Annotated in this window: 17 protein-coding genes; 3 read left to right on the plus strand and 14 right to left on the minus strand. The window is 36.4% G+C overall.

Annotation, left to right across the window (positions count from 1 at the left end; genetic code table 11):
* The 14 genes from ACYQ0E_RS13150 to ACYQ0E_RS13215 all read right to left on the minus strand — a co-directional run.
* A partial coding sequence (locus ACYQ0E_RS13150; RefSeq protein WP_460188718.1) for a conjugal transfer protein TraH occupies window positions 1-837 on the minus strand: 837 nt, incomplete at its 3' end.
* Window positions 837-1,670 carry a conjugal transfer protein TraF gene (locus tag ACYQ0E_RS13155; RefSeq protein WP_460188719.1) on the minus strand — a complete coding sequence of 278 codons (834 nt, stop codon included), beginning with the start codon at window positions 1,668-1,670 and terminating at the stop codon, window positions 837-839. The genes ACYQ0E_RS13155 and ACYQ0E_RS13150, both read right to left, overlap by 1 nt.
* On the minus strand, window positions 1,667-2,035 hold the full coding sequence (locus tag ACYQ0E_RS13160) for a hypothetical protein (protein ID WP_460188720.1): 369 nt from the start codon (window positions 2,033-2,035) through the stop codon (window positions 1,667-1,669). Before ACYQ0E_RS13160 ends, ACYQ0E_RS13155 begins: the two co-directional genes overlap by 4 nt.
* 4 nt (window positions 2,036-2,039) lie before the next feature.
* Complete coding sequence (gene traC / locus ACYQ0E_RS13165; protein WP_460188721.1) at window positions 2,040-4,679, minus strand: type IV secretion system protein TraC; 2,640 nt, start codon at window positions 4,677-4,679, stop codon at window positions 2,040-2,042.
* Window positions 4,680-4,691: 12 nt separating this feature from the next.
* Window positions 4,692-5,132 carry a TraV family lipoprotein gene (locus tag ACYQ0E_RS13170; protein ID WP_460188722.1) on the minus strand — a complete coding sequence of 147 codons (441 nt, stop codon included), beginning with the start codon at window positions 5,130-5,132 and terminating at the stop codon, window positions 4,692-4,694.
* An 11-nt stretch (window positions 5,133-5,143) separates the two neighbouring features.
* Window positions 5,144-5,851, minus strand: coding sequence for a DsbC family protein (locus ACYQ0E_RS13175; protein WP_460188723.1), 708 nt, complete (start codon window positions 5,849-5,851; stop codon window positions 5,144-5,146).
* A gap of 14 nt (window positions 5,852-5,865) precedes the next feature.
* A complete protein-coding gene (locus ACYQ0E_RS13180) occupies window positions 5,866-7,320 on the minus strand; it encodes a TraB/TrbI/VirB10 family type IV secretion system protein (RefSeq protein WP_460188724.1) in 1,455 nt (484 codons plus the stop codon).
* Between the two features lie 10 nt (window positions 7,321-7,330).
* Entirely contained in the window at window positions 7,331-8,068 is a 738-nt protein-coding gene (locus ACYQ0E_RS13185; protein ID WP_460188725.1) for a hypothetical protein, read from the minus strand.
* A gap of 2 nt (window positions 8,069-8,070) precedes the next feature.
* On the minus strand, window positions 8,071-8,664 hold the full coding sequence (locus tag ACYQ0E_RS13190; RefSeq protein WP_460188726.1) for a TraE/TraK family type IV conjugative transfer system protein: 594 nt from the start codon (window positions 8,662-8,664) through the stop codon (window positions 8,071-8,073).
* A gap of 4 nt (window positions 8,665-8,668) precedes the next feature.
* Entirely contained in the window at window positions 8,669-8,959 is a 291-nt protein-coding gene (gene traL / locus ACYQ0E_RS13195; protein WP_460188727.1) for a type IV conjugative transfer system protein TraL, read from the minus strand.
* 11 nt (window positions 8,960-8,970) lie between these two features.
* Window positions 8,971-9,261, minus strand: a complete 291-nt coding sequence (gene traA / locus ACYQ0E_RS13200) for a TraA family conjugative transfer protein (RefSeq protein ID WP_460188728.1) — start codon at window positions 9,259-9,261, stop codon at window positions 8,971-8,973.
* Window positions 9,251-9,466, minus strand: a complete 216-nt coding sequence (locus ACYQ0E_RS13205) for a hypothetical protein (protein WP_460188729.1) — start codon at window positions 9,464-9,466, stop codon at window positions 9,251-9,253. Before ACYQ0E_RS13205 ends, traA begins: the two co-directional genes overlap by 11 nt.
* 116 nt (window positions 9,467-9,582) lie before the next feature.
* Window positions 9,583-10,122: a hypothetical protein gene (locus ACYQ0E_RS13210; protein WP_460188730.1), complete on the minus strand. Its 540-nt coding sequence runs from the start codon at window positions 10,120-10,122 to the stop codon at window positions 9,583-9,585.
* A 16-nt stretch (window positions 10,123-10,138) separates the two neighbouring features.
* Window positions 10,139-10,420 (minus strand): hypothetical protein, encoded by a 282-nt coding sequence (locus tag ACYQ0E_RS13215; RefSeq protein ID WP_460188731.1) that lies wholly within the window; start codon window positions 10,418-10,420, stop codon window positions 10,139-10,141.
* 97 nt (window positions 10,421-10,517) lie between these two features.
* Between ACYQ0E_RS13215 and mobH the strand changes: the two genes are divergently transcribed.
* From mobH to ACYQ0E_RS13230, 3 genes are read left to right on the plus strand one after another with little or no spacing between them, the layout of a single operon-like run.
* Window positions 10,518-12,881: a MobH family relaxase gene (mobH, locus tag ACYQ0E_RS13220; protein WP_460188732.1), complete on the plus strand. Its 2,364-nt coding sequence runs from the start codon at window positions 10,518-10,520 to the stop codon at window positions 12,879-12,881.
* Window positions 12,874-14,730 carry a conjugative transfer system coupling protein TraD gene (gene traD, locus ACYQ0E_RS13225; RefSeq protein ID WP_460188733.1) on the plus strand — a complete coding sequence of 619 codons (1,857 nt, stop codon included), beginning with the start codon at window positions 12,874-12,876 and terminating at the stop codon, window positions 14,728-14,730. Before mobH ends, traD begins: the two co-directional genes overlap by 8 nt.
* Window positions 14,730-14,945 (plus strand): hypothetical protein, encoded by a 216-nt coding sequence (locus ACYQ0E_RS13230; protein ID WP_460188734.1) that lies wholly within the window; start codon window positions 14,730-14,732, stop codon window positions 14,943-14,945. The genes traD and ACYQ0E_RS13230 overlap by 1 nt, the downstream gene beginning before the upstream one ends.
* The last annotated feature ends 2 nt before the right edge of the window (window positions 14,946-14,947 follow it).

Below are 14,947 nucleotides of genomic sequence, written 5' to 3' on the forward strand. Positions count from 1 at the left end.
AGGCATCCAATTAGTTGCTTCAGGAAGACCAGCATCCCCACTGCCCTCGGTAATAATTACTGTACCTACCATTGACATAATAATTAATTTCTCATCATCGGATAAACCAGTACCACCGCTTGTAACTTTATCCATCGCTCTCCAGAGAATATTTCCTGGTTCTACCCAAAACTTCTCATCTTCCGTTAAAGGAGAGCCTGAAGATAATAAAGTGTTTTTGGTTTCCTTGACTTTTTCTGGGTTTTTCTGAAAGGCCTCTTGGATACCTGACCAATCAGAAGCCGTTCCTAGCAAACTTGTACCCATTTCTTTCATGTTATTAAAGAATCCATCTTCGAGAGAAGCATTTTTTGTCGCTGTCACAATCCCTTTTGCGGCCTGACAAGAATTAATGTTTGTCGAGTTTATTTTATTAGCCATATCCTGAAAATATTTCATTATGGATGATAATTGGGGTGATACAGACTCTAGGGCTAACTGGAAAGTTGCACCAACGGCATTGTTACCAATGTTTTGAAGCATTTGAACCAATTGTTCAGAGTTTATGAAACTGAAACTACCTGCATAAGCATCAATACCACCGCAAGAAGCTGATAATCGTGGCGGATCAAACGTTGCAAGCTGATAGTTTTTTTCTGGGATGCGAACTGAAAGGCTACCGCCTGTTACATAGTTACGAGTTTGACCCTGAAAAGTATTTGCACCAGAAGCATTGCCATAAACACCAACTTCGTCAAAAAAGGACTGCATATCAGACAAATCGGCATAAGCAGAAGTATTCACAGAAATAGCCAAGGCCATACTTGCCAGAAGAGAATTGAGTTTAAACGACTTCATTAGTAGTTGTCTCCAGGTTTAGTTGCGGTAAGAACATAGATGCGTTTCTCTAGCTCTTGCAATGACACCCATCCAGTCGAAATAGGTTGAATATCTTTGGTTTTAGTATTAACAAGCATGATAGTAGGTGTTTGCGTTACACCTAGACTTTCAGCTTGTCCATTATCGGCCACACTGTTAGGGAATTGGTCAGAGATATTGCCATCGACCGCAATAGACATGACATCCATTTTTGTACTCTGTGCAAGAAGACGTAGAGGGTATTTCATTTGATGACAATATTGACAATCATTTTTATAGAAGAAGAAAATTCCATAACCTTCGGCCTTTAAATGCTCTAAATTAAAATCCCTATTCTTGTTGAGAGTTTGGTTACTAACCGCTTTGGCCATACGAGCTGTTGGATGTTTTTGAGAGTAGTCTAATTCAGGACTTAACCACAAAACACGTTGCCATTTATCAGCAAAGATAGCCGCTTTATTTGTTACTTGGTTTTGAAATGCAATATAGTTGTAAAGGTTTTCATCACTTGGATTAACGTATGCGATATGTAACAACTCTTTAAGTTTTTTCTGAATATTTTCAAATTCACTTAATTCGGGAGCTTTCTCTTCTTTTTTTTCAGGTACGAGCTTCTCTTCTTTAACTTCCTTTTTAATCTCTTTCTTGATGGGAGGTTTTTTTTGTTCTTGCTGCTTAAGTTCATCGCAATACCAGTTGAACTTGTAATTGCCTTCGCATTTAAAAGCCGACTTATAATCCAACATACTATCTGCTTGAGCATAAAGTGAAACCACCATCATTGAGATTAAGAAGAAAGGTTTAAGCATCATTTTTTCCCATTTAAGATTTCTAATTCATACTGTTTGTTTAAGTCAACAACGTCACCAAACAATACATCACCTTTAGAGAAGACAACACAAGGGGCAGCACAGTGAGCTTCTAATCGTGTTTCAAGCCAGTTTTCAACTTGATTTCGACCACCTGACACAATACTTTTAACTTTATTGTTATCAGTGTTTACCTGAAGTTTTTTAACGACTGTTTTGCTAATAGCATCTTCAATATCCAAAACAGCGTAGTGCGTTTTCACTTCTTGTTGAGAGAAATGAAACACTGCTAAACTAACTGGAACGGACAACACTAATATTAATACGATTGATAGAAGAATTTGCTTTGGATTTACTACATTTTTCATAGAATTACTCATATTTTATAGGTTGAACAATAGGAAGGCCGAAATCTTTCATGGTCATTTCAACGGCTGAAATAACGTCATATCCCTGCTTTTTATAACCTGTAACGCTTTTAAAATGGTCATGTTTTGAAGAGAACAAAATCTGCTTAAATGGGTCAGCAACAAAACGAACAACCCCCGCCCCATCTGGATAGTTAATAAATACTTCAGAGTATTGACCTTTAATCATTTTAAGGTCATTAATAACTCTTTTACGGAAAGGGTCGTTTGCTATGTTCAAGATGTTCTTCTGCTCCATAGCAACAATAGATTCATCTTTTTGGCGTAGTGTTAGAGTCCAATCCGCATTTTGAAGAGCGGCTGCTGCCCCACCCTTATAGTCATCATAGTTCTGAGTGGCTGTACCAAAGCAACCTCCATATCGTCTAGCACGTCTATAACCATTTTCAATAAACTCTTCCGTTCCACCTCCTGTCATCAATGACCAGGCCTCATCAATTAGAACCACTTTTTTACGGTCACGAGTAAGGTACATTTCTTGAGAAATTCGATACATCATAATCATTAAAACAACGGCTTGAAGTGCCTTTTTACTCTTAAGCTCTTCAAGTTCTAGGACGGTAAAATCATTTTGGAAGGTGATATTTGCTTCACCATCAAAATACTTACCGTAAGCACCATCTCTCGTCCAAGGGAACAACATAACGCCTAAATCTTTCTTACGCTTATCAGAACCACCTTCATCACTGAGTAAGTATTCAGCTAGTTCAGTTACAGTCATTTTATTACCGTGCTTTTTATAAACAAAAGTAATAGCTTGTTCGATTGTTGATTTTTCCCAAGCAGAAAGCTCATGGTCTGGACTCATCATTTGACAAATAAGAGGTTTAAGCATATCCATTTCATCATCAAGGTCTTGTATGTGACTAAATGGATTAATAATAATGGCCGACTCCTCTGTAAACTCAACAAACTCACCATCAATCATTTTGCAAATATTCTCATACCCTCGGCCAACATCAATTACCCAAATCTTGGCTCCAACCGCTCTGTATGAAAGTAAAACTTCCTGGGTTATAAATGTCTTACCAGAGCCAGAGCTACCTACGATTGCAAAGTTAAAGTTTCCTGCTTCGTTATCAAAGAAATCTAATGAAACTAATTGGCCACGCCTTCCAACGAATGTCATAGTCGGCGTTTCTGTACCTTTCCACTCTGCAATACACGGAGCAAGTGAAACGGCATTTTGACTATATTTAGTAGATAGACGGTGCATTTTGTCTAAATCACTAATCATCGGCTTAGTAAGAGACATTGGAACACACGATAAAAAAGAAACTAATTGCTGGTACTTGTCATCTGCTAATCGAAAGCCTTTAGATCGCCAAATAGCCATAGCATCAGATTTTGCCTTGGCCATATCTTTTTTCTTCGTGATAAGAGTTAAAGTGGTTGATAATTTAATAAGTGTTCCGCCATCCTCAATCGAGCTTAAGGCATACTTCCATTCTTGGGCTTCATCAGCAAGTCGTGAATCAAGTTTCGCCATGTAACCTTCGGATTTACGCACTGCCGTAGCGGTCTTTAGTGTTGCCTTATTTCGCATTGAATCATAATCTTGCACAACGGCTGAAGTTGTAATCATAAATGGACATGGATAGGCTAAAGAGCTTTGAAAGAAGTCACCAACCAAGGATGTCATTTCGGCTAAATGAAAATGCTTTGGGAACTGTGCAACAGATAATTGAGCTAAACAAGTTGACTCTTTTGACATGGAATTATCAATCTGAATACAATCTGTTTTTACATGATATTCTTGTTCTCTTGAAGAGATTTGTCTGCGAATTTTTTCATTACTGTTGTATTCCTTATAAACTTTACTAGGAACATGAAACACTCGTGAATGGTCTAAGAAATCAGACATGAAATTAATTAAATCTGCGGGCTTCCACATAAAAGAAGGGAATCCAGCCGAATTTAAGGTTGACTTAATTTGCTCACGGATCAGTAGCGTTTTTTCAATATTAGATTCATTTTTAACTGAATATGGAGTTACCACAGAGACCACTAATCTAAAGTCTCTTATCAAGAAATTATTACCATTTTCAAATAATGGCTTGTACGTACCGTGCAGTAAATAATCTGTTGACCTACGTGCTACGGCCTGGTAAATATTTTTATTACGCTTTTCGTGTGGTTCTTTTTTAATACCTAACTGTGTGTCGCTGTATCGCTTACGAGCTGAAGCTTTTAATGTAGGCAAGATGTCAGGTGAAGCATACAAGTGTGTGCTAACAGAACTGCCAGGAGGTGCTTGAAGATACAAAGATTGCATAATGCTTTCCATTGAATCATTTGCACCTGTTTGTGGGTTACACTCTAATGTAAAACCAAGATACCCTTTAGAGCTTTCTTTTATTTCTTTAGATTTCGGATTAATAACATCACCACTATCTAAAATAAATAATTCAGAAGTTGGTTCCCACCCTAAATACGGTAACAGAGAGTTAATACTATCCGTGTTTAAAGACTTCTTATATTCTTTACGAGTTTTTAAGTCATCATCAATTCCAAGAACTATTTTCAAAGAATCAAGAACCTCAGCCCCTTTCTCTTTGGCTTGTTCAACTAAAGTATTTACCACAATGAATCCTTTTTATTGGTTTAAAGAAAAACCAGAACGATATTTAGCATCTTTAAAATGCTCTATATCCCACTTCGCTTTTTGAATTAAAAGATAAGAATATTGTTGGTCGTGTAAAACGCCTTTATCATCTTCCCAAGGTGAAAACCAAACTCTTAACGTGACAGGTTTTTGAAATAAAGGTGTACCACTGGCAGGTGCTTGGCCAGTAACAGAACGGCTCACTTTTTCAACCTTTTGGAAAGAAGTTCCAGAAATATGTCTCTCTGCTTGTTGAGAAGGTAAATTACCTTGTTCTGCATTTTGATAAACACCTGAAATAGATTTACATGACACACCAGGTTGAGCTTTACAGGCAAAATCACTAGACGCATCAAAACCGCTTAAAGTTCCACAGCCAGAAAGAAGGGTTATTGCGGAAACGATAAGAGATGTTTTTAAGATTATTTTCATTTTTAAATACCTTATTTACTGTGAGTATTCAGCCAAAGATTTAGCTGTGGTGCAGGTACATAACCTGGTGCAATTTTGCCTGTTTTAGAAAGTAAAGCTGGAGTACCGCTTACACCAATCTTATTCGCCAAGCTCAAAGCTCTTTGGATTTTATCTGTATGGCATTGACCTTTACTGTTTGGTTCAATACCTTTGGCCATCCAGTCTACCCATGCCTTGCCAGGGTCTTTTTCACATAAAATACGCCCCATCATTGTTCTGCCTGAAGCATGGAACGCTGATGGAAAAACATACATTGTGTAGTTGTCTAACTTAACAAGTTCTTTTTCTAGTTTTTTGCAGTACGGACAAGTTGGGTCACTAAATACAGCAAACTCTCTTGAGCCATCGCCTTTGACAACTTTAACGGCATCCTTAAATGGAAGGTCTGAATATGAATAAGTCGAAAGGGAATCTATCCTTAATTGCGTAACATCTGCATTATTACGGGCATCAAACACATGGCCGATAACAAAGTGTGAACCTTCCTTATTGGTGTAAATAATTTTGTTTTTATCAATTATTAACTCAACCAGGCCTGGAATCTCAACCACATAATCCGCACTTGTTATTTTCGTGTTAGGAAATTTCTCTTGTAGAGATTTTGTAAGCTCCCAATTTGTAGCGAAAGCGGATGTTGTTGCTAATGATAAAGCGAGTGTTAAAAGTGTTTTTTTCATCGTTGGATTCCCTTTTAGCGTGGTGTAATCATGTTTTGAACTTGAGTAATCGTTTGGCCAGCACCTTGAGTTAATTGGCCTATCGTTATATCGTTACCACTAGGGGCATTACTACCTTGTGTTGTAGAAGAAGATGAAGCTGTATTTTGTTTACCTGGTTTTAATTCAAACCCACTTGTAAAGACAATATCAATCATTCGTCCTGCATCGACTTCAATAACAGGAAACATCTGCTCTGCTAATTTAATGTAGTATTTAGAGAGACGGTCAAAGGCTGTTCCTACTCCTGATCCCAAACCTGCTACAACAGCATCGTTGGTTGAAGGAAATGACATACTAGAAGTGCCTAAAGCGTTATTACTATATGTTGTAGATGATTGAGAAAACGCCTTACCTATCCCTGAACCAATTCCCGCAAGTAAACTGTTTGCTAAAATCGTTCCAGTTTTCGACACTAAACGCCCTTTCGCTCCAAATTTACCAGTTTCGTCATACACTCCACCCTTGATAAAAGTTTCATAAACACGGTTCTTATCATCAATACAAGAAAGCTTCTCCATGCGGATCATAGCCCTCTCTGAAGAGACATCTCCGTACCCTGCTCCAATTGCACGACAAGAAACAAAATCATATTTCTTACTGTTTGGAAGATTAGCGATATCTGAAATCTCAACAAGAACTGGAACAGGGTTTTCCTCTGCCTGACCACCTGTGGGGGCATCAATACCACCCAAGATAATTCCTCTCACAAAACTACCTGCTGGTACATAGTTGTTTTGAACCACTTCAGTAGATTCTTGTTCTGCCATTGCTTGTCTTTCAGCCTCAAGAGCTATATTTTTTAACTCTGTATCAGTATCAATAATATCGACACCTAGCGTTAGCGACTGAAGAGCGGGTTCTGGTTTTTTGGTTAAATCATCTGAATTGAATGTAGCTAAACCAGGGTTATCCAAACCAGGATTTTGACGTTCAAAAACTTTTCGAGTAACCGAAATTTGATTTGATGGAGTTGATTTACCAACGATAGGATTTGCCACGACAGTCTTCTTGGCTTGTTCTTTATCCTTATCCATTTGATTCTTTAGCTGTTGAATTTGAGAGTTTTGTTTTTGCTCCATTTCCTCTTGAAGTTTGACAGTTTTGTCTTGAACGGCTTTTTTAACTTCTTGTTCAATGCTTCGTTTAAAAGTTGATAATTCATTTTTAAGCGTTTCATTTTGTTTTTTTAGAGAATCAATTTCGTTTGATGATGTTGCTCGCCAAATCTCGTCAGGGTCAACATTAGAGCCAATACCTGAATATCTCTCTAGCACAATATCATCATCAATAATCGGTTTTTGAACGTCATCATCATTACTCTTTTTACTTGTTGCTACGACAAGCATTGAACCACCAATAATGGCTGTCATAATCACACCAATAAGTAGAAATTGTTTCTTTTTTATCGTTTCATTCCAATTAGCCATTTTTATCTACCTACTTAGATTTAACTATGTAAATTAAAGTTTTATCTGATGTATCAAGAACACTCTTTTCAATAGAAACCGCTAAAGTATCTTTATTGAATGGATAGAATTCAGCTTCAGAAAGAACCATCGGTTTATTACTGGCATTCGTTAATTCGTATGAAATACCAATTAAATTGCCTATTTTGTAATTATTCCGCTCAACAATACGTGCTTCATTCCAATATTGAAATTCCTGATTAATCTCAACAATATCAACATTTTTAGGCGTTGAGCCATTTGCCATAACACGCATTAGGTCTAAAATTACGGCTTCATGACCATCCGTTAAATCTACTGCTTTAATTGTGCTTTTTTGATATTTAAACTCTGCCGATTCAACTGCTTTTTTCTTAAGTTCAGCGTCAACATTTTTAATCGTGTACAAGTCTGGCTTTTTATTTTTATCTACCTTCACTTCCACTGTGTATGTATCTTGATGATTATCTGTTAAGAAGATAGTGAAAGGTTTATCGCTGGCTGGTTTGAATACAAGCTTACCAATACTCTTTGTACGTTCACTAGCAACCTCACATTTACTTTGGTCAACATCAACGTGTAAAACTTTACGGTTTAAAACGTCAAGCATTGAATGTTCATTCGCTCCAACAGTAATTGATATTTTTTTGCTATGTATAACCTCTAAGTCTTCTGCAATTGCATTGCATGAAATAAGCCCTAAAAGAAATATTGGTAGGATTTTATTCATTTTTATTCCTTAACTTTCGCTGTGAAAGGGTTCTTAATATTAGTTACATCAGAAAACGATGCGAGAGTAACGTTCTGATTGTAAATATTGAAATTAAACAGATAAGATGCCTTTCTATTTAAAACAGGTTTTTCACCCGAAAAGGTTTTTAGTATTCCTGTAACAACAACATCATTACCGACTAAGCTATATTTGAATTCCGTAGGGAAAAATACAGAGCTTAAATTAGATTTAGCAACTTCTTCTTTTTTCTTTAGAAGAGCTTTATTTAACAAACCGTAATATATGGGATCAGACATCTGTAAAAGACTGTCAAATTTTTGGTCAATTGTTTTCGGACTAAAAATAAAAGCATTGCTAATAACTTTTTCCGCAATCTCTTTTAAATATGTTTGTGACGCATTATTCTTTGTAACCCATCGGCTTACATCATCTGTGCCAATCGGTGTAAGTATTGTCTTGGTGTCAGTTGACTTAGACATAAAAGCAATCGTCATACACGCTAAAGACACTAATAAAACATAGCGTAATCCCTGTTCTCTCTTTAATGAGCGTTCAAGAATGCTGATATTTACTTTTTCATTTTCTGGAGTCATTGTGTTATCCAATAAAGTGTCTTTTATCGCTGGGCGGTAAGCTTTTATATCCACTGCCTAATGGCGTGAACCAATAAAGCAGATGGATTAAAAAACCCCTTGTTCGACCTGAAGACATACGACCATATCCCCAAGCCAACAAAGCACCTAAAATTAGCCCCGATAGTAAAAAGTGCATTACTATTCCGAAGCCAAAAACCAGCAAGAAAAGCATTGATTGATAAATATCCCAAAAACCAAATCTAGCTAGATTATCTAATGTTTTTGGAATATATCCCTGATGCTCATTATTCATGCTGATACCCGTTAAATTGTGGCTGTCATGATGCTAGAAACAACGTCTGGTGAGTATTGAAGTAATACCGCTGAACCAATGCCCGTTAAAATAGGAAACGGTGATTGTTTAGCTAACGAAGCTAAACCACCTAAACCAATCGCACCAATCGCAATCGCCATACCACCGTAACCCTGCACCCAACCTTCAAATGTTGTATAAACCGTTTGAAATTCTGCCCCTGTCGTACCAGCAAAAGCCGCAGCCGAACCAAAAACACCCACTACTGCAAATGCAGCTTTAAATAAAGTTTTAAGCTTCATCAGAAACCATCTCCTTTTTTACTTTTTTAAATTTAGACAAATCTATTAACATCTTGATAGTCCATGCAACCCCGAAACCTAGTGCAATCCCTGACACATGAGAAATCCAAGTCTCAGGAGAAATAGCATTAGGAACAGAAAACGCTAAAATAAAAGCCAACATAACTACTGGAATGTCAGATTTAAGTGTTTTGTTTTTGTCCATTTAGACACCTCTTTAAATTAAATAAATATCCTATTGACAGGATACTAAGCTCAATAATAATCAAATAAAAAAAAAGAAAATCCCTCTTTATCTATAAAAAATGTAGATTTAGAGATTTATTTACAATAAGGGCAGCTATGATGTCTATCTGTTATGTTTGCTTCTAATAAAGGATAAATTGAATTGCAATTACGACAAGTTTTAAACTGCAATGGCTCATAAGACGTTGGATTAACTACGACAAATTTAAAAATCGCTTGAGCTTGCTGGAAATTAAGAAATTCTTTCTGGGAGGGTTCTTTATCTTGTATATCTAACCAAGTTTCATAAACATCTAAAAATAGGTACAAAAGATTATCGTCAGCACCAGCCTTTAATATCAAAGGATAACAAAGCTTTATAAAGTCAGAAATAACAATTGATTTTGCCTTGTTTCTTAATAGAGTTGATATAGTAACTATACGACCATGCTTCACTCGAACCTCTTTAGGCATTAAGTTCTTATGTACTCTGGCAGCTTTCGCTTTGCCGTTCGCCTCATCGTAACCAAAATAATCAGGAAACAAATATTGCAAATCTGAAGGCGAACCTCCTAGCCCAATAATACGTCTAAGGTCGGAAGCGAACTGGTAATCATGGTCGGTTAAAATATTCATTTTCTCTCCATTGCTCTTAGATTGACGCTTTAAAAAAACTATCAATAGAGAGGGAGCTACCAAGTCCATTAGTCTTATTATCAAGATTGTTCATGTTTATAACTAAACCTCTTTCAGCAAATTTAATGGCTTTCTCATTGACTTGATACGGGTCTAACCCACATACTTCGTCAACCATGACTGTTGAAATTCCTAGCTTCACAGAAGCGGAAAACCGTGATGTTTTACCGCTTACATAACGAATATGCTCAAGAATTCCTTTGTTTATTTCAATAAGACCTTTACTGTTATCAATCATGATTAACCTCGTAAAATAATTATTTTAATTGTTATTTTGTTGTAAATATAAGATACTTTTATTAAATTATCTACAAAAAGAATAGGATTACAAGCCAATGTTAAAAAAAATATCGAATTTCTTCCAAAAAAACAGAGACTTTGTTAATAAATCCAAAGAAATAAAGCGTGATAAAGAGATTTTGGAAGAGTTACAAGATATTCCGAGGTACCCACCGTTCATTAAAGGACTACCGTTTGCATCCGTTGAACTCCTTCTTCAAACGCAAAAAGAAATTCTTAGTGAGATTCGATTAGAAGCTGGCATAAGCGTGTATGAACAGATTTATTTAAGTTGCATAAAAGAATACTGTTCATTTGTTCATTTACTACCTGCGAGTGAAAAAAACCATCATAGAGGTGCAGGTGGATTATTTAGACACGGATTAGAAGTTGGTCTTATGGCATTGAAATACAGTAAATATAAGCTATTTGATACACACCTATATCCAAGCGAACGAATTGAGAATAAAGAGAAATGGGTTTTGGCTGCTTTCCTTTCTGGATTAACCCATGACATCGGAAAACCGTTATCTGATTATCAAGTTGTATCAAAGGATGGTCGGCATATTTGGAACCCTTTCACGCAAACAATTACACAATGGGGTAAAGAACACGCTCTGACGGATTATTATCTTCACTGGCAAGAAGACAGATATAGAAAGCATGAGTCGTTATCAAGTGTCGTTTCTAAACGAATAATTTCAGATGAAGCTCTTTCATTTATGAGTACCACAGGAAACGTCATTATTAGAAATATGTTTGAAGTAGTAACAAACCAAGCTGCTTATGACAATAAACTCTATGAGCTTGTAAAGAAAGCAGACCATGATAGTTCTGAAAGAGATAATAAAACCGCTAACTTAAGAGGTGAAGATGTTAACTTATCAATTCCTCTTGAGAAGTATTTAATTGATGCTATCAAACTTTCTAACATCAAAAATGATTGGGGTGATGCTTTTATCAGCAATCCCCCTTTATTGTTTATAGATGAAAATCTGTACATTACTGCAAAAGGAATGAAGCGATTAACGGAAAAATTAGCAGAATCAAAAGTGCCTGGTATTCCTTGGGATCAAAAAGCACTAACTGAAACACTCATTAATAAAGGTTTTGCAGATAATAGAGAAACAACAGATGGTGACATAAGCAATATGTGGCCAATTCAAGACAAGGTAAACAATAAGTTAATTTGGGGTGTAAAAATAAAAGATTGGGCTGTTATATTTCCCGATAAACCAACGTTAGATATAAATCATAAAATATTAACGGATATTGAGCTTGATAATTTACAGACAAAGAATAAAGATAATCAGAAGTCACAAACAAGCAATAACGACAATGTTTCCCACAGGAAACAGGAAGCTCCTCACGCTGAAAATGCTCCTGTAATTGAAAATAACCACCCTGCTCCCGATAATGTTTCCCACAGGAAACAGGAAGCTGTTCACGCTGAAAATACACCTGCAACTGAAGATAACCACCCTGCTCCCGATAATGTTTCCCACAGGAAACAGGAAGCTGTTCACGCTGAAAATGCTCCTGCAACTGAAGATAACCACCCTGCTCCCGATAATGTTTCCCACAGGAAACAGGAAGCTGTTCACGCTGAAAATACACCTGCAACTGAAGATAACCACCCTGCTCCCGATAATGTTTCCCACAGGAAACAGGAAGCTGTTGTTAGTGAAAGCACTGCTGACAACAAAAGCGTAAAAGAAAAAAATGATGAATTAGAAAAAGAAGCAACTCAAATAGAACTAACCAGAAAAGAAGTTGTTAAAGTAAAAATATCTGATTTAGTTACCAGTATAGATAAGAGTGCTTGGTACATAAATAAACAAGGTCAATTATTGCTCAATGTAAAACAGATAGGTGATGAGTTTAAAACTAACGATTACTTAACGGCAATTGAAGAGTCTCTAGTTGTTAATTCGACTGGGAGCAAAACACACTTAATAAATAACATTCCTGTTTTAATTATTGATAACTCTTATCACGACCTAAAAGCACCAAAAAAACAACCACCACCGTCAAAAAAACCAACTAGACAAAAAAAGAAAATGGCTGATAACGACTTAAATCAACATAGAGATGTACCTGAAGACTTTGATCCAAATAATACACACCCTGTTAAAACTAATCCAAAAAAACCAGATGTTTCAAAAAAAGATTCTAAATCTACACTTTGTATAGATAAACCCTCGCAACAAGGATTGACTATTAAAGATAATAATAATCAACGAATACTCATAGCCAATCTAAAATCCTTTTGTGATTATCGGACATTACCTACTTTCAAAAAATTTGAAAATGGTGAGATTGATTTAATTGAGTTATCTAATGAGATGAAAATCCAATATGCAAATGATAATTTTAAACTAGATATGATTAATAGAGTGATGAAAGAATTAAATGGATAGATTTGAATACATTATATCAAGACGACCAAACTACGAAGTCTATTCAACAACTGCGTGGATGACGGGTGCAGCAGCAACATTAGCGTTAGGAACTCCTTTTTCTGGAGAGTTAAGCCTTCCAATTGTCGCAGCTCCTTTAATGTTAAGCCTTGGTTCTTACCGTGCATTTCAAGCATATCAGCAATATATTAAAAACAAGAACTTTACACCTGACCAAAATATAGAATTTATTGACTATGAAGAGTTAAAGAATAAGAAAGCTCGTGATGATGCAATTTGGATGGGTAAAGGTTTTGCTTGGACACCAGCAATAGCACAACGGCTTTATGATGAATTTATGCGAAATCCAGAAGCGATGCAATCTGCCGATGTTGATGATCCTAATACACCAGCAGGGGCTTTCTGGCTTCATAGCTTGGGCTTGGGAGAGAAAGATATTTATAAGAGCTTAAAGGATTTTGAAGGACATAGCCTTATTGCAGGGGTAACAGGAGCGGGTAAAACAAGAACCGTGGATACGGTCATTGCTCAACTCTTAATGAGAAAAGATGAGCCTATGATTATGATTGATCCAAAAAACGATGAAGAAGCGAGAGAAAATATTCGCAAAATTTGCGAAAAAGAGGGGAGACCTTTTTATTTCTTTCATCCTGCGTTTCCTGAGAAAAGTTGTCGAATTGATGTACTACACACTTGGGTTAGGGCTACACAAATATCTGATCGTATAAAAGCAATTATTCCTGGGGCAGATACAGGTGATGGGGCTACATTTGCTAACATTATTTGGAATGTTGTTAATGCAATTGGTTCCTGTCTTGTTTTGATTGGTGAGCCACCTAGCATTGTTTCTTTTAGAAAATACATGACACAAGAAAACATGGATTTGTTAATCGCTCGTTCGATTGAGGCTTATGCAGAATTGATAGAGCCTGATTGGAGAAAATATTATGCCCCTTATGCAGAAAGGAAGTATGAAGCCGCTAGAGGTCAAAAGCCGTTAACCAAAAATGCAACAAAATCTATTTCAATGATGTATTTTTTTAATGAAGTGATTTCTTCGAAGAAACCAAACGCAGATATTCAAGAGTTAATAAATGTGCGACTTTATGATAGACAGCATTTAGATAAATTGATTTCGTCATTATTCCCTGTTTTATCTATGCTTTCATCAGGTGGTTTGGACGAACTATTAAGCCCTGTGCCAAATCCAGATGACGATAGACCAATTATTACGACACAGCAAATAGTCGATAACAGGGCTGTGTTATGGATGGGATTAGATACGCTTTCGGATCAAACTACTGGTTCCATGATTGGGTCTATCATATTAAGTGATATGACAAGCGTTGCGGGTAGTCGATATAACTTCGGTAAAAAGGACGGTGCATTAAAAGTGAATCTTGTGGTAGATGAAGTGGCAGAGGTCATGAACACTCCGCTAATAGCGATGCTTAACAAATCGAGATCGGCGGGCTTCCGAATAATACTATTGACGCAAACACTTGCAGACTTTGTGACTAAACTAGGAAGTGCTGAAAAAGCACGAATGGCAATTGGTAACATTAACAATAATATCATACTTAGATTAAAAGATGGAGAAACTGCTAAATATTTTGCTGAATCGTTGCCAGAAGTATTAATCAGACAAATGGGAACGCAGTATCAGTCTAACGTAGGCCATAATCCATTAAGTGAATATGGTGGTCGATATGGTGAAACCATGCAAGAAGAATATAAAGAAATTTTCCCTGCTTGGGCGTTTGGGGTTTTACCAAACCTGCATTATTTAGGAAATTTTACTGGTGGTTCATTGGTTAAAGGCCGACTTCCAATTATCAAGGTGGATTAATGAAAAATAGAAATTTAAACATTGAATATATTGTAAAGATTTACAAATACTTATACCCTTCTTTGATTTCAGACGAAGCTACTATTGATGTAGTTGATGCTAATGTTGCTCGTTGTTGTATGGAGGTCGAAACAGAACGTTTTAAGAATAGAACCCCAATGTATTCAATTTCTGTAATGGAACTATTAGCTAAGAAAATTACTGAGACAAATTAATT

It is taken from the genome of Thiomicrorhabdus hydrogeniphila, assembly GCF_054656895.1.